The 15,200-nt window shown below is 69.4% G+C and carries 14 protein-coding genes; 7 read left to right on the forward strand and 7 right to left on the reverse strand.

From position 1 onward, the window contains the following. Window positions 1-35: 35 nt before the first annotated feature. Window positions 36-1,457: a Re/Si-specific NAD(P)(+) transhydrogenase subunit beta gene (pntB, locus tag HS104_04150; protein MBE7479171.1), complete on the reverse strand. Its 1,422-nt coding sequence runs from the start codon at window positions 1,455-1,457 to the stop codon at window positions 36-38. Between the two features lie 6 nt (window positions 1,458-1,463). Beyond that, the gene (gene pntA, locus HS104_04155) at window positions 1,464-3,047 is read right to left on the reverse strand and encodes a Re/Si-specific NAD(P)(+) transhydrogenase subunit alpha (protein ID MBE7479172.1); all 1,584 of its coding nucleotides are present in this window, start codon (window positions 3,045-3,047) and stop codon (window positions 1,464-1,466) included. 214 nt (window positions 3,048-3,261) lie between these two features. Between pntA and HS104_04160 the strand changes: the two genes are divergently transcribed. Continuing rightward, window positions 3,262-3,735, forward strand: a complete 474-nt coding sequence (locus HS104_04160) for a hypothetical protein (protein ID MBE7479173.1) — start codon at window positions 3,262-3,264, stop codon at window positions 3,733-3,735. Window position 3,736: 1 nt separating this feature from the next. Here the strand turns inward: HS104_04160 and HS104_04165 are convergent, their stop codons facing one another. Continuing rightward, on the reverse strand, window positions 3,737-4,375 hold the full coding sequence (locus HS104_04165; GenBank protein MBE7479174.1) for a hypothetical protein: 639 nt from the start codon (window positions 4,373-4,375) through the stop codon (window positions 3,737-3,739). Between the two features lie 91 nt (window positions 4,376-4,466). Here HS104_04165 and HS104_04170 point away from each other — a divergent pair, with 91 nt between their 5' ends. After that, window positions 4,467-5,408 (forward strand): hypothetical protein, encoded by a 942-nt coding sequence (locus tag HS104_04170; GenBank protein ID MBE7479175.1) that lies wholly within the window; start codon window positions 4,467-4,469, stop codon window positions 5,406-5,408. Here HS104_04170 and HS104_04175 read toward each other — a convergent pair whose 3' ends face one another. Both HS104_04175 and HS104_04180 read right to left on the reverse strand, forming a co-directional pair. Then, complete coding sequence (locus HS104_04175) at window positions 5,409-5,789, reverse strand: PaaI family thioesterase (protein ID MBE7479176.1); 381 nt, start codon at window positions 5,787-5,789, stop codon at window positions 5,409-5,411. It abuts the gene before it with no gap. A 62-nt stretch (window positions 5,790-5,851) separates the two neighbouring features. Beyond that, window positions 5,852-6,325: a PaaI family thioesterase gene (locus HS104_04180; protein ID MBE7479177.1), complete on the reverse strand. Its 474-nt coding sequence runs from the start codon at window positions 6,323-6,325 to the stop codon at window positions 5,852-5,854. 101 nt (window positions 6,326-6,426) lie between these two features. Here HS104_04180 and HS104_04185 point away from each other — a divergent pair, with 101 nt between their 5' ends. Together HS104_04185 and HS104_04190 are read left to right on the forward strand one after the other, a co-directional pair. Then, window positions 6,427-6,942, forward strand: a complete 516-nt coding sequence (locus tag HS104_04185; GenBank protein MBE7479178.1) for a periplasmic heavy metal sensor — start codon at window positions 6,427-6,429, stop codon at window positions 6,940-6,942. A 98-nt stretch (window positions 6,943-7,040) separates the two neighbouring features. Then, window positions 7,041-8,000 (forward strand): pyridoxal-phosphate dependent enzyme, encoded by a 960-nt coding sequence (locus tag HS104_04190; protein MBE7479179.1) that lies wholly within the window; start codon window positions 7,041-7,043, stop codon window positions 7,998-8,000. A 207-nt stretch (window positions 8,001-8,207) separates the two neighbouring features. Here the strand turns inward: HS104_04190 and HS104_04195 are convergent, their stop codons facing one another. Next, complete coding sequence (locus HS104_04195) at window positions 8,208-9,392, reverse strand: FIST C-terminal domain-containing protein (GenBank protein ID MBE7479180.1); 1,185 nt, start codon at window positions 9,390-9,392, stop codon at window positions 8,208-8,210. Between the two features lie 273 nt (window positions 9,393-9,665). Here HS104_04195 and HS104_04200 point away from each other — a divergent pair, with 273 nt between their 5' ends. Next, the gene (locus tag HS104_04200; protein MBE7479181.1) at window positions 9,666-10,940 is read left to right on the forward strand and encodes a PQQ-binding-like beta-propeller repeat protein; all 1,275 of its coding nucleotides are present in this window, start codon (window positions 9,666-9,668) and stop codon (window positions 10,938-10,940) included. Here the strand turns inward: HS104_04200 and HS104_04205 are convergent, their stop codons facing one another. Then, a complete protein-coding gene (locus HS104_04205) occupies window positions 10,941-12,251 on the reverse strand; it encodes a hypothetical protein (protein ID MBE7479182.1) in 1,311 nt (436 codons plus the stop codon). 190 nt (window positions 12,252-12,441) lie between these two features. On the opposite strand from HS104_04205, the gene HS104_04210 reads away from it, so the two are divergent. Then, a complete protein-coding gene (locus HS104_04210; GenBank protein ID MBE7479183.1) occupies window positions 12,442-13,785 on the forward strand; it encodes an AarF/ABC1/UbiB kinase family protein in 1,344 nt (447 codons plus the stop codon). Continuing rightward, on the forward strand, window positions 13,782-15,194 hold the full coding sequence (locus tag HS104_04215; protein ID MBE7479184.1) for a hypothetical protein: 1,413 nt from the start codon (window positions 13,782-13,784) through the stop codon (window positions 15,192-15,194). The genes HS104_04210 and HS104_04215 overlap by 4 nt, the downstream gene beginning before the upstream one ends. The last annotated feature ends 6 nt before the right edge of the window (window positions 15,195-15,200 follow it).

Genomic DNA, 15,200 nt, shown 5'->3' on the forward strand with positions numbered 1-15,200 from the left:
GGGCGGACCGCCCTCCCGCAAGTCCGCCGCGTTGGCTACGCCGCCTTCGCGCCGGTGGCGGTGCGGAGATCACCTAGGATCGCGTCCACCGTCTTCTTGGCGTCGCCGAAGAGCATGCGCGTGTTCTCCTTGAAGAAGAGGGGGTTCTCCACGCCGGCGTAGCCGCTCGCCATGCTGCGCTTCATCACCACGCAGGTCTTGGCCTTCCAGACCTCGAGCACCGGCATGCCGTAGATGGGGCTGGAGGTGTCGTCGAGGGCGCCGGGGTTGACGATGTCGTTGGCGCCGATGACCAGGACCGCGTCCGTCTGGGGGAAGTCCTCGTTGATCTCGTCCATCTCCAGCACGATGTCGTAGGGGACCTTGGCCTCGGCCAGGAGCACGTTCATGTGCCCGGGCAGGCGACCGGCGACCGGGTGGATGGCGAAGCGCACGTTCACGCCGCGATCGCGCAGCAGCTTGGCGACCTCCCAGAGTGGGTACTGGGCTTGGGCGACCGCCATGCCGTAGCCGGGCACGACGACCACGCTCTTGGCGGCGGCAAGGAGCTCAGCCGTCTCGGTGGCGGTGACGCTGACGACCTCGCCCTGGGGCTCGCCGGCGCGCTTGGCCGGGGCCGCGCCTTCCTCGGCGCCGAAGCCGCCGAAGATGACGCTGACGATCGAGCGGTTCATCGCCTTGCACATGATGTAGCTCAAGATGGCGCCGCTCGAGCCGACCAGGGCGCCCGTGATGATGAGCAGGTCGTTGGCGAGCATGAAGCCTGCCGCCGCGGCGGCCCAGCCCGAGTAGCTGTTGAGCATGGACACGACGACCGGCATGTCCGCGCCGCCGATGGCCATCACCAGGTGGATGCCCAGGACGCAGGCGATGGCGGTCATGATCAACAGGGGCTGGAGCGCGCCTTGCTCGGGCGCAGCGAGGAACTGCGCGCCGAGCCAGAGCGAGGCGGCGAGCATGGCCAGGTTGGCCCAGTGCCGGCCCGGCAGGAGCAGCGGCTTACTGCGGATGAAGCCCTGGAGCTTGCCGAACGCGACCACGGAGCCGGTGAAGGTGATGGCGCCGATGAACACGCCCAGGAACACCTCGACCTCGTGGATGACGGCCTCCGCGCCGGTGAGATCGTCGGGCGGATCCAGGAAGCTGGCAACGCCCACCAGGACGGCGGCGGCGCCGACGAAGCTGTGCAGGATGGCCACCAGCTGCGGCATGCTGGTCATGGCGACGCGGGCCGCGAGCACCGCGCCGATGACGGCGCCGATGCCGATGGCGCCGGCGAGCACGCCGTAGCCGGTCACGCTGGGGCTGGCGGCGGTGGCGATCAGGGCGATGAGCATGCCCACGATGCCGAAGACGTTGCCGCGCCGCGCGGACTCCTGCTTCGAAAGCCCCCCCAGGCTCAGGATGAAGAGCACGCCAGCGACGAGATAGGCGATGTTCTGAAGGCTCTGGGGCATGGCGCGCTACCGCTGGAACATCCGCAGCATGCGCTGCGTGACCAGGAATCCTCCGGAGATGTTGATGGTGGCAATCAATACGGCGATGGCTCCGACCAGCGTGACCGGCGCCGCGATGGGCCCGGACACGTGCAGCATGCCGCCGATCAGGATGATGCCGCTGATGGCGTTGGTGACGCTCATCAGCGGAGTGTGCAGGGCGGGTGTGACGTTCCAGACCACCTGCCAGCCGATGAAGCAGGCCAGCACGAACACGGTGAAGTGAGCGAGGAAGCTCGCAGGAGCCACCAGACCCAGGGCCGCGAGCGCCGCGCCGATGCACAGGAGCGCGATGGCGGAGCGGGTCCCGGATTTCTTGGGCTCGGGCTTCTTCTGCGCGGCCTCGAGCTTCTTCGCCTCCGGCGGCGGGATGGTGCTCGGCGGGTTCTTGGGTTTGCTCTTGAGCTCGGGCTCGGGCTTCTTCGGTGGCGGCCACATCAGCTCGCCTTCCAGCAAGACCAGCGAGCCGCGGATGACCTCGTCGTCGAGATCGACGTGCCAACTCTTGGCGCCGCCCATGTCCGCGAGCAGGTGCGTGAGGTTGGTGCCGTAGAGTTGGCTGGCCGTGGGCGCGAGCCGGCTGGGAAGATCCACGTAACCGATGACCGTGACCCCTTGGTGCACGATGACCTCGCCGGGGTGGGTCACGGCGCAATTTCCGCCGGATTCCGCCGCCAGATCCACGATCACCGAGCCGGAGCGCATGCTGTTCACCATCGCCTCGGTGATCAGCACGGGGGCGGGCTTGCCGGGCACGAGCGCGGTGGTGACGATGATGTCCACCTCACGCGCTTGCTCGGCGAAGAGCTTCATCTCCGCCGCGATGAACTCGGCGCTCATCTCCTTCGCGTAGCCGCCTTCGCCGGTGCCGTCTTCGACCAGGCTCACCTCGATGAACTCGGCGCCCATGCTCTTGACCTGCTCCTTGACCGCCGGGCGCGTGTCGAAGGCGCGCACGATGGCGCCGAGCCCGCGCGCGGCGCCGATGGCGGCCAGGCCCGCGACGCCGGCGCCGATGACCAGCACCTTGGCCGGGGGGACCTTGCCGGCCGCGGTCATCTGACCGGTGAAGAAGCGACCGTAGAAGCTGGCCGCCTCGATCACCGCGCGGTATCCGGCGATGTTCGCCATCGACGAGAGCGCGTCCATCTTCTGCGCGCGCGTCACGCGCGGCACCTGGTCGATGGCCATCAGCGTGACCTTGCGCGCGGCCAGGCGCTCGATCAGCTCCTTGTTCTTCGCCGGCCAGACGAAGCTGACGAGGGTCTGCTTCTCGCGCAGGAGCTCGACCTCGTGCCGCTTCAGCTCCGGGTGCTCCTCCGGGGGTTGCACCTTCAGCACGATGTCGGCGCTCGACCAGAGCTCTTCCACGTCGGTCACCACGCGGGCGCCGGCTTTTTCGTAGTCCTGGTCGGCGAAGGAGGCCTTTTCCCCGGCGCCGCTCTGGATGGCGACGTCGAAGCCGAGCTTCCTCAGGCGAGCGGTGGTCTCGGGGGTGGCGGCCACGCGGCGTTCGCCGGGGCGCACCTCTCTAGGGATGGCGACTAGCATCAGGGCTCCACGCGCACGAGGCGCGGCCGGCGACGGATCGGCTCACCGGCAAACGCGGCGAGGGGGTCGTCCGACCCGCCTTCCATAGCGCAAACGGCGGCTCTTGATCGGAAGATCTTGAGAGACTGTCGAGCGCGCGCGAAAATTCCGCGGGTTATCGGAAATGCTAGGATGCTCCTCGGCTCGCGCTCGGGCCGCTTCAGGGAGAAACGAGATGTTCAGGCGCGCTTGGGTGCTGGCGGTGTTCGCGGCAGGGGCCGTCATGTCGTGCGGCGACGACGATGACGGCGGCGGTTCGTCCACGGGTGGGACTGGTGGAACGGGCGGCGCAGCGGGCTCGGCCACCGGCGGCGCGGCTGGGACGACCGGCGGCGCGGCCGGCAGCGGCGGCGTGGCCGGTAGCGGCGGCAGCGCCGGCGGCGACGCCGCGAGCTGCGGCGATCTGGGGCAGACCGCCGACTGCAAGGCCTGCCTCGCGCAGAAGTGCTGCAAGGCGGTCGGCGACTGCGCGGGCTCCAAGGACTGCAGCGACTTCGTGACCTGCGCGCGCGCTTGCCCGGATCAGACCGACATCAACAGCACCTGCATGCAGGCCTGCATCGCGGCGCACAACGCCGGCGGTTCCAACTACAACGGCGCTGTCTTGTGCCTGCTGAACGAGTGCGACACGCCCTGCGACTACCTCTGAGTCACAGTACGTTCATGCCGCGCGGGGGGGAGGCGTTCACCAAGACGCCAGCGCGGCACTTGAACTTCACGTCGCCGAGGGCGGCGCCGGACTTGTGGCCGCTCCACACGTATTCGCCCGGGGGGACGTTGGTGAAGAGCACGCCGCCGTCTTCGCTCGTCTCGGTCAGGCTCTTGTCCGGGATGACGCTGGCGTTGAAGTAGACCGGGCCGCGCTCCTTCGGCAGCTCCGGCGCCAGGCTGACGGTCACGCCAGCCTCGCCGTGCGCTCCGGGAGCGAGGATGGTCCCGCCCTTGCGCGTGACGGTCGTCACCATCTGACACGTGGTGGGGTCCGGCGTGATCTGCACGATGGCGGCGAGCGCGTCGTAGATCGGCTTGGTCGGTACCTGGAAGGTCAGGTCTTCGATCCCCTCCTCGGGTACCAGGTGCGTGCCGGTCTGCGTGGTGGGCCAGCTCGGGTGCTCCAGCACCAGCGTGACCTCTTCGCCGGAGTAGATGCCGTCGAACGAGAACAGCCCGTCGGCGCCGGTCGTCATCTTCATGTCCGGGTGCTCGAGCACACCGATCGTAGCCCCATCGATGCGACCCGTGACGGCGTCGTTGAACGGCGCGGCCGTGCCGCTCACTGGCGCCAGCACTGGCTTTGCCCTAGCTTTCGTCTCGTCTTCGTCGGAGCAGCCCGCGGAAGAGAGACACAGAAGGCAGAGCGCGGACCAAGTGGGAAATTCCATGGGCGGCAGTTGGCTCGGTTCGGCGCCGGGGGCAAGCGCTCTCGCGTTCGGGCTCGCGGCGCTGGTCTGGAGCGGGAGCGCCCAGGCGCTGCGCGAGGACACGCGCGGGCTCCTGGCCGACGTCGAGCGCATCGTCAGCGTCGAGCAGAGCCTCGGCTGGTTCGTGGATCGGCGCGCCTACGAGGAGGTGCTGCCCGCGACGCTCCAGTCGGTGTGTCGCGCCGATCCGGCGGCGCGCATCGAGGCGCGGACCGAGCTGGAGCGCCGCGCTCGTGAGCTCGGCGATTCGCGCGCGCTGTTCGCACGCGCCGGTCGCGAGCTGGACGGCGACACGAAAGAGGCGCTCTTCGTCGAACGACAGCTCGGCGCTCTGAACCACGCGATGGACCGCGCCAGCGTCGATTGCCCGTTCTACGTCGAGCCGGAGCCGGACTTCATCGGGCGGCAGACGGATCGCAATCGCTTCACGCTGAGCCTGGAGACTGGCGGCATGCTGCAGCTGCGCCGGACGGAGGGCGACTGGACCTTCGGTGGTGGCGGCACCGCGCGCCTTTTGCCGGGTTGGGGCTTCGGTGGCGCGGTCACGTTGCTCGCGGGCGCGGAATTCGGGGGCGGCGCGATGATCCGCCCGAACGTGCGACCGACCCAGCTCGCCATCAACTACTTCCCGGCCATCCCTTTCGTCGTGCGTTTCCACGACGTCTCCTGGCACTACGACGCGGAGGTCGCGCCGGTCGCGCTCTTCCAGGCAGATGATCAGGACTTCAGCTATGGCGTTCGCGTGGGAGGCACCATCGGCGTGGCGGCGCTGCGCACCCGGGGCTTCTTGCCTTGGGCGGGCCTGGCCGTGGCGTACGAGCGCTACTTCGAGAGCGGCGGTCGCGCGCCGGCGTCTTTCCTGCGCGGCGGTCTGCGCGTGGGCTTCATGCTCGACCCGTGATTACTGTTCGAGCGGCTCGATCAGCAGGTTGACCGTGCCGGTGGCGATGGGTCGCTCGCGGTCTTCCTGCCACACCTCGACCCAGACGCTGGCCACGCGGCGACCGTGTTTGGTCATGTGCGCCTGCGCGAAGGTGTCCACGGGCTTGCCGGAGCGCAGGTAAGCGACCGTCAGGTTGATGGTCTTGGGGATGACCACCGTCTCCGCCTCCCAAAACAGGCGGAAGATGGCCGTGGACTCGATCAGCGCGCCGATGGTCCCGCCGTGCAGCGCCGGGAGCACGGGGTTGCCGATCAGTGGGTCGGTGAACACGAGCTTACCGAGCAGCTCGCCGTCCACGACCTCGGCGTCGATGCCCAGCCAGCGCGCGTACGGGATCATGTCCAAGAGCACGCGGTAGTCGCCGCTGGCCTTGGCGTCCCCGATGCGCCGGACCAGCTCGCTCACGCGCGCTCCTTGCCCACGATGGGGCGGCCGCGCCCCTGGATGATGAAGCTGCCGGAGGCCGCGGCGATCGGGTCGTCCTCGCTGTCGTGGTAGGCCAGGCCGCGTACGAAGGCGACGTGGCGCGTGACCTTGTAGCAGGTGCACTTGCAGGTCACGTCGCGCCTCGGCTCGCCGCGCTTCAGGTAGTCGATGCGCAGGTCCAGCGTGGCGATGGGCATCGGCTCGCCCAGCTTCATGAACACCGCGGCGCCGCAGGTCGCGTCGAGCAGCGAGGTGATGGCGCCGCCGTGCAAGACGCCCGTCTCCGGGTTGCCCACCAAGTGCGGCGCCCAGGGCAGGAGGATGGTGGCCTCGCCGTCGGCGAAGTCCACGAAGCGCAAGCCGAGCGCGCGGTTGTGCGGGACCGCCTGCGTGAACCCCTGGTCGAGTCGCGCGATCTGCTCCTGCTTTTCGGGGTTCGCGGCGCTCATCCGCTGCCACTGTAGTGGAAAGGACCTTAACGGGCACTCCCGGCCCGGCATGTGCGGTTCGAGACCTCGACACGAACCGGGTCCGACAGGAGAAAAACCAGATGCGTCCCCTCAAAGTCCTCGCCACCGCCCTCGCCCTGAGCTTGCTCGCCGCGCCCGCCTTCGCCGAAGCGCGCCCCGCGAAGCCTCCGGCCGCCGCCAAGGCCGGCAAGAAGGCGCAGTCCAAGCCCGACGCCGCCAAGCGCGAAGCGCGGATCCTGGAGGCGCTGAAGAAGGAAGGCGTGGACGAAGCGCGCGCCAAGCGGGTGATCGCGGTGATGAAGAAGTACCGGACCGAACGCGAGCCGGTGCAGGCGGAGATGAAGAAGCACCGCGAGGCGCTGCAGAAGTTGAACCAGTCGAACAGCACCGACGAGAACGCCTACAAGGCCGCGATCGACGGTATGGACGCGCAGAGGACCAAGCTCGCGGAGATCCAGAAGCGTCAGGTCACGGAGATCCGCGGCATCTTGAAGCCCAGCGAGCAGGCGAAGGTGCTGCGCCTGATGAACAAGGCGAAGCACGGCAAGGGCGCGAAGAAGAACAGCGCGAAGAAGACTTCGCACGGCGCTGCGTGACGCGCGGCGCAACGGTCGCGAATTGACGCAGAGCACCGTGGGCACCCGAGACGATCTCGGGTGCCCTTTTTCATTTCGCGGTCTAGCTTCCCGCTCGCATGACCGATTACTCCGTGACCCTCGAGAGCATCCGCGCTGCGCGCGAGACCATCGCGAGCCACGCGCACCAGACGCCGATCTTCACCTCTTCGACCTTGAACCGTCTGGCTGGGCGCAAGCTGTTCTTCAAGTGCGAGAACCTGCAACGCGTGGGCGCCTTCAAGATCCGCGGCGCCATGAACGCGGTGATGCGCTTGCCGGACGAGGTCGCGCGAAAGGGTGTGGTCACGCACTCCAGCGGCAATCACGCGCAGGCGCTGGCGCTGGCCGCGAAGCTCCGCGGCATCCCCGCCCACGTGGTGATGCCGACCTCGGCCCCGGCGGTGAAGCGCGAAGCGGTGATCGGGTACGGCGCGCGCGTCGTTCCCTGCGAGCCCACGCTCGCCGCGCGCGAGCGCACGGCCCGGGAGGTCTGCGAAGACACCGGCGCCACGCTGATCCCGCCCTACGACCACCCGGACGTGATCTCCGGCCAGGGCACCGTCGCGCTCGAGTTGTTCGAGCAAGTGCCGGAGCTCGAAGCCGTCGTCGCCCCCATCGGCGGCGGCGGTCTGGTGAGCGGCATCGCCGTCGCGGTCAAGGCGCTCTGGCCCGGTGTCGCCGTGCTCGGCGCGGAGCCCGCGGGCGCCGACGACGCCGCGCGCAGCAAGGCGAAGGGTGAGCTCGTCCCGCAGGTTGCTCCGCACACCATCGCCGACGGGCTCCACGCCGGGCTCGGGCGCTACACCTGGCCCATCATTCGCGATCAGGTCGATCGCATCGTCACCGTCAGCGACGACGAGATCGTCAGCGCCATGCGCTTGGTCATGGAGCGCATGAAGCTGGTGGTCGAGCCGAGCGGGGTGGTCTCGGTGGCGGCCGCGCTCTCCGACGTGTTCCGCTCCATGCCGGGCCTCGGCCGGGTCGGCGTGGTCATCTCCGGAGGAAACGTCGATCTCTCCGCGCTGCCGTTCGGCTAACTCGGGGTTCGCTCTTTCGTGCTCCGCGAGTGCTGCTGCGCGGCGCCTCTCCTGGGGGTTCCCGTCGAGAGCCGACCAGGGGCGCCGGGCGAGTACTCCCACCCGGCAGCGGGGGCGCGCCGGCCTCGCCGGTAATCTCGTGGGGATTGGCCTCAGTGGCAGGCCGAGATCTGCTCGTGCCAAGTCAGCGGAAGTCGAGCCTGAGCCTCACTCCGGGATCGCCGCGACCACGATCGTGTTGTTGTGATAGCCGTCCAGGCGGCTCTTCGTGCGCGCCACCTCGCCGTAGCTGGAGAAGCCAGCGATGGGAACATCCGGGAACACGGCCCGGATGGCGGCGATCTCCTCGGCGTAACGCGGGCCCAGCACCATGCCGCGGCACACGCAGCTGAAGAGCAGGATGCCGGCGGGTTGCACGCTGCCCAGGGCGTCCTTCGCGTCCTCGGCAGCGCTCTGGGCGGCGGCGATGACGTCATCCTGCGAGCCTCGCACCAGGCACACGGTCGAGCCCTCCGGGACCTCGCCTGCGACGAAGAGCGCCCCTTCCGGCAGCACGCGGAGCGGCGCGCGCACTCGAACCACGTCCTCGAAGAGCAGCACGCCCAGCTCGTTCTCGACCAGGAACTGCGGCAGGTCGAGGCGATCGAAGTCGAGGTCCTGGGCCTTGGCGTAGTCGCGGTACACGTCGAGCGCCGGGCGCTCGTCGATCTCCAGCACGACGTTGCCCTTTGCCTTCGTCACCGTCATGCGCGCCGATGTCGGCGTCAGGCCGTGAGCTACGCCGACTCCCCACGGGTGAGCGGACGTGATCTGCACCGAGGCCATGCCGCCGCGGAAGACCTGCTGGTTCACGGCGACCGCGGTGCTGACGAAGCGTCCGTCATCGCCGGCGCCGCCCCCGACGATGGGGTGGCGGTGGCGCGGCGACTTGCGCAACTCGAGCACGAGCTTCTCGAAGGCTGGGGACAAGCCGTCCCCGAGCAGCACGCAGGCGGCGTACTTGGCGCGCTCCGGGCTGTGCTCCAGAAAGCGCCCGCCCAGGGCCTGGGCCAGCGCTGGGATGTCGTCGTGAGGGGCGCCGCGCCCCGCCGCGAGGTGTGCGGCCTCGCCCCACCCGACGAGCATCACGGAGACTCCGCCGCGGGTCAGGCCGCGCTCGGTGATCTCCCCGGCGGTCGTGCAGGCCACCACATCCACCCGCGGCAGTCGCCGCTTCGCCTCGCCCAAGGCCTCGGCCAGGGCGTGGCGCGGCGACGCGAACACGAAGGCTAGGTCGGCGTTTTTTCCGCCGAGCTGAGCCTTCGCTTGGGTGATGGCTTCGTTGATCGCCGCGATGGCTCCAGGCTCGCTGCTCGCACCGCTGCCACAAATGGTTCTTGCACGGTCCCTCATGACCGCATCGTCCTCCCTCGGATCCGCTGAAAACGGACCCCCTGGACCGTCCCAGCATATCCCTCGGCCCGGCGAGCACAAGCTGAACTCTTGACGGGCGACAAGGGCGGCGCTGTCGTCTTCCGCATGCGCACTTGGTCGCTGCTACTCGCGCTCTCCGCCCTCTCTTGCACCGGAGCGGCACCATCGGCCAGCGGGCCTTTGCCCGCGCGGCCCGGTAACGAGCCCACTCTTGCCGAGGGCGCTCCTGCACCCGCGCCCACGATCGTGGAAGTGCCGCCGGCGACCCCCGAGCCCGAGGCGAAGGAGCCCGAGCCGACCATCGCGGTGGACGTCTCGAGCGCCAGCGGCTGGGCGACTTTTCACGGCGACAACGCCCGCAGTGGCGCCACGAACGCGCCGGAGATCCGCCAGCCGCGCATCTTGTGGAAGGCCGAGGTGGGCGTGATGTCGTGGCTCAATTCGCCGATCGTGCTCGGCAAGGCGCTGGTGATCGCGCCGAGCTCGGGGACGGCTCACAACAAGCCCGATCCGAAGGACGGCGTGTACGCCTTCGACTTTGCGAAGGGCAAGCGGGTCTGGTTCGCGCACTTCGCGCAGGACGCCAACGGCGTCGCGGCCACCAAGACGCACGTGTTCGCCTCCTCGGACGACGAGCACCTGTACGCGCTCGACATCAAGACCGGCAAGGTCGCGTGGAAGGCCCGAGGCATGGGCAAGATGTACACGCACCCGCTGATCGTCGGCGACCGCGTGGTGGTGGGCGACGCCGGCGGCTGGGTGCGCGCCTTCGCTGCCCCGGACGGCAAGGAGCTGTGGAAGCTCCAGCTCACCGGCGCGATCCGCGGCGGCGCCTCCAGCGACGGACGCCAGATCTTCGTCGCCTCGCAGGGCGGCGACGTCGCCGCGCTCGGCCTCGACGGCAAGCCGGCGTGGAAGAAGCAGGTGAAGCGCGCCGCCTGGAACAACCAGGGTCCGGAGGAGGCGATCGAGGTGTACTCGCCGCCGGTGGTCGGCAAGGATCTGGTCTACGTGCCCTTCGGGCGGGACACCTATTACGAGGATCTGCCCGCGGTCTACGCCCTGGACAAGAAGACCGGCGCGGTGAAGTGGAAGGCCAAAGGACCCGGCCAGTGGGGGAATCTGCGCTCCACGCCGGTGCTGGTCGCCGATCGGCTGATCTACGGGGAGCCCTACTCCGGCGACGTGGCCGCGCTCGACGCGAAAACCGGGCGCTCGTCGTACCGCGAGGAGATCGGGCGCTGCTTCTTCCCGCAATGGTCGTCGCCGGCGGTCGCGGGTGATCTGGTCTACCTGCCGCGCTTCGACGGCTCGGTGTACGCGCTCCGCGCCGGGAGCGGCAAGGTCGCCTGGGAGCTCTTCCTGGGTGACTCGAAGCGCGCGGGCGGCTCGGGACCGAGCTCGGGCGGGAAGAACTGCGGCTGGGAGAACCCGGACGGCGCCATCTACGCTCCGGCGGCGATCGCCGAAGACGGACGGCTGTTCGTCGGGACCGGCGAAGGCGTGCTCTACGCCATCGGCGGTTGATCACTCCTCGAGCGCGGGGCGCTCGAGCTCAGGTGCCTCTGGCTTGGGTGGCGAAGGTACCTCGTTCTCGCGGGGAGTCGCCGGCTCCTCAGCTGGCGCCGATCGTGGCAAGAGCTCGACCCGTTCGGGCTCGACGCCGAGCGCGGCGGCGAGCGGGCTACCCGCTGCCGCGGGCGCCTCGACGCTCGGCTCGCTGCCGCCGTCCGGCAGCCCGAGCACCGGCGCGGGAGTGAAGGGCACGCTGCGATCCATGGCCGGCGTTTGCCAGGTGTCCTCGAGCAGGTGCAGCACGCGCTCGATGTGCGGGATGTGGCTGCAGTGCGCGTGCTCGTTGGCGCCCCGGAAGCCCCAGACGTGGAAGCCCCTCTGGTCCGCCGTGGAGGTCTGGCCGAAGCGCTCTTCCCCCGGGGAAATTGCGGTCCGAGCCACTCCGAGCTCGGCGAGCAAGAGGTCCGCGGTCTGGCGCGTGGAGGGATAGGTCTCGGGCACGACCTCCGAGTGCGTGAAGACGAACAGCTTCTCGCCGCTCGCAGCGCGCTTTGCGTAACGGAACGTCGGTCCCAGCGGCAAGCTGCTGAGCGACGAGAGGCCCTCGTCGTGGGAGCGAGCCGCCGGGTTCCAGGCGGCGTGCAGCCCGTCGAGGAGCACGACCGCGTCGATGCGGTCGTCACCGTATTTGAGGATCTCGTTCACGGCGCCGTAGCCAGCGCTCCAAGCCGAGAGCGCCAGGTGGCGGATGTGCGCGCGCGAGTCCCCGCTGTGCTTCTTCAGCGCGGCCTCGATGGACTTGAGCAACGCCGGGAAGACGTCCGGTTTGCCGAAGGCGTCGGAGTAGGGACCGCTGCCGAGCCCGCGGTCGATGCCGACGTAGACCGTGCCGCGGGAGACCTGCACGAAGGTCTTCCGCACCGGGCTGTGGCCGTGAAACTGGATCAGCACGTCGTAGCCCATCCCGGACGTATGCCCGCCGACCTGGGGGATCGCGATGCGGCCCATGCTCACGTTCTTGAACGGCGTGTACGGTCCGAGGCCGATCGGATCGTGGGGGAAGCACTCGTGGAAGCCCTTCTTGCGCAGCTCGTCGCTGATGCGCTCGGCGACCAGGTGCTCGCGCTCCGGCGCCGCCGCGGCTGGTGCGGCGGCGGCCTGCGGGGTGGCGAAGCGGCGGAAGAAGGAGGTCGCCTTGGCGACCGGTCCCGCGCGCAGCCCGGTCGCTAGCGCCACGGCGGCGACGCCGACGAGCCCAATCGCGACCCCGCGGCGGTACAGCTCGCCGTCAGTGGGTCCCGGTCTTTTCGCGGGCTTACGCACGGGGGCCCAGTCTATTGAAAATATCGGGAATGGAAATACCCTCTTGACTACGGGGGTATCTCACCGCCGCCCGGAGAAACGGCTCGATCCGCGGATCGCTGCGTTTTCGTATGGAAATTTGGCTATGGAACGCCGCGGCATGGACGGGCCCACCGAGCGGCCCAAAACGGTGCTGTACCCTCCATCCTCCGTGCTGCGCTCCTTCCGTGCCCTGCTCATGTTCTGGACGATCTTCGCGTCCTACGGGCTGCACTGGCTCGCCTCGAAGATCTTCGGCGGCAAGGCAGTGGCGTCACGCTGGGAGCACGTGCACCGAAACAACGCGCGCCGGCTGGTGAACGGCTTCACGCGACTGCGCGGCGTGTTCATCAAGGTAGGGCAGGTGCTCAGCGTGATCGGAACCTTCTTGCCGCGCGCCTACGGTGAGGCGCTGGAGAAGCTGCAAGACAAGGTGCCGCCCCAACCGTTCCACGGCATCGAGGAGCGCTTGCGCGAAGCGCTGGGCGAGGACCCGCTGTCGAAGTTCGCGGAGTTCGATCGCGTGCCGCTGGCCGCGGCGTCGCTGGCACAGGTCCATCGCGCCGTCACCAAAGAAGGAGTGCCGGTCGCGGTCAAGGTCTTGTATCCGGGCATCGAGACGCTGATCCGTCGGGACCTCGGCGTGCTGCGCTCGATCATGCCGGTGGTGGGCCGAATCTTCCCCATCACCCGCTTCGAGCGGGTGCTCGACCAGCTGTCCGCCATGCTCGCGCGGGAGACCAACTACGCGAACGAGCGCAAGAACATGGAGCGGATGCGGAAGATCTTCGCGGGCCGCGCGGACGTGGTGGTGCCCACGGTGGTGGAAGAGCTCACCAACGCCGGCGTGCTCACCATGACCTTCGAGGAGGGCACGAAGATCACCGACTTCGAGACGCTGAAGAAGCTCGACATCGACACCGAGGCGGTCGCGAAGCTCCTGACCGAGTGCTACTTCTCGATGCTGCTGGAGCACCAGGTGTTCCACGCCGATCCGCACCCCGGGAACTTCCTGGTGCGCCCGGGACCCACGCTGGTGATCTTGGACTACGGCGCCGTGGAGGAGGTGACGCCGAGCCTCGCGGACGGCATGCGCATGGTCGTGCTCGGCGCCATCACCCGCAGCGACGACCAGGTGCTGGCCGGGCTCGAGCGCATGGGCTTCGTCGCCGAGGGCGGCGATCGCGAGCTGTTGGCGCGAGTCGGGCGCGAGTACCTGAGGATGCTCGCCAGCGTGAAGATCACGGATTTCGCCCAGCTCGATCGCGAGACGGTCGAGAAGCTGACCGTGGAGGGCTACCAGCAGGTGCGCGGCCAGCTGCGCGAGATCATGAAGAGCGTCGAGTACCCCGACGGCTACTTCTACGTGGAGCGCACGCTGGTCTTGCTCTTCGGCCTGGTGGGCCAGCTCGCGCCGAAGATCGGCCTGCCCGGTCTGGTCCTGCCGTACGCGTCGCTGGCCTTCGCCAAGGGCCTGGTGGCCCAGCAGAACGCCGCAACCGAGGCCACCGCGTGAGGCTCGGGAGGGCGGCCGCGGCGGCGTTGCTCTCCCTGGCCTGCGCGCGCGCGCCCGAGACGGCGACGCGGATCGAGCCCACCGCCTGTGATGCCCGCGTGCGCGTCGCGAGCGAACGTCCGCTCCTGCTCGACGTGGACGTGGCGTGCAGTGGCCAGGAGATCGCTGCGTTCCGCGCGGCGGAGGCGGCGAGCGTTCAGCACCTGTCTCGACTCCCTGCCGGAGTGACCCGGCACGGTCCGCGCTTCGTGCTCGCGGCTCCGTCGCGACAGGCGCGCCTGTCGTATCGGGTGAACCTGGACGCGCTGGCGTCCAGCGCCCAGAGCTTCGACATCGCGCTCCGCTCCGGCTCGACGCTGGTGGCGCCAGTCTCGAGCTGGCTCGTCCACCCCGATCCACTCGCGACCGACGTGCCGGTGCGCGTGCGCGTCGAGACTCCGCCGGGCTTCTCGTTCGAGACCGGGCTGACACGCTCCGACCGGGCCTACACGCTGGAGGCGCACGAGATCCCGGTGGGCACTTACGCGCTGTTCGGGCGCTTCGAGTCGCGCACGCTCGACGTGGACGACTCGAGGCTGCGCGTGGCCTTCGCCGACGGCAGGCTCGACGCCGGCAAGGACGAGCTCGCGGGCTGGATCGAGGCCTCGGCGCGCGCGGTCGGGGATTTCTGGCGGAAGTTCCCGGTACCGCACGTGTTGGTCACGGTCATCCCGGTGCCCGGTCGCGACGGCGTCTTGTTCGGCAAGGTGCTGCCGGAGAGCGCACCGGGCGTGGTGCTCCTGGTCGGGGAGCACACCGGACGCGCGCGGCTCTACCAGGACTGGATCCTGGTCCACGAGCTGTTTCACCTGGGCGTGCCCAGCTTCTCCGGCGAGGGCAAGTGGTTCGACGAAGGCCTCGCCACCTACTTCGAGCCCATCATCCGTGCGCGCGCGGGCTGGCGCACGGAGGAGAGCGTGTGGGCGGAGTTCCGACGCGCCATGCCGCTGGGGCTCGAGGCCGTGAGCAAGAAGGGCCTGGAGCGAGCCGAGGACTTCGGCGAGGTGTACTGGGGCGGGGCCATCGTGGTGATGCTGGCCGACGTGGAGATCCGTCGTCGCACCGGCGGCGCGCGCGGGCTCGAAGACGGGCTGCGCGCCGTGCTCGCCGCCGGAGGGCACGCCAGCGAGGTGTGGCCGCTCGATCGCACGCTCTCGCTCTCCGACGAGAGCTGCGGCGTGCCCGCGCTCGAGCCGCTGGCGCGCGCTCACGCACGCTCGGCGAGCCGCGTGGATCTCGACGCGCTCTGGCGAGAGCTCGGCGTCGAGGAAGGGCGGCTGAACGCCAGCGCGCCTCTGGCCGAGGTGCGGCGGGCCATCCTGCGCGGCGGGCCTCACTCCACGTCGGCGAAGCTGGGCAGGTTGCGCTAGCGTCCG

Source organism: Polyangiaceae bacterium (genome assembly GCA_015075635.1).
Lineage (GTDB): Bacteria > Myxococcota_A > Polyangia > Polyangiales > Polyangiaceae > JADJKB01.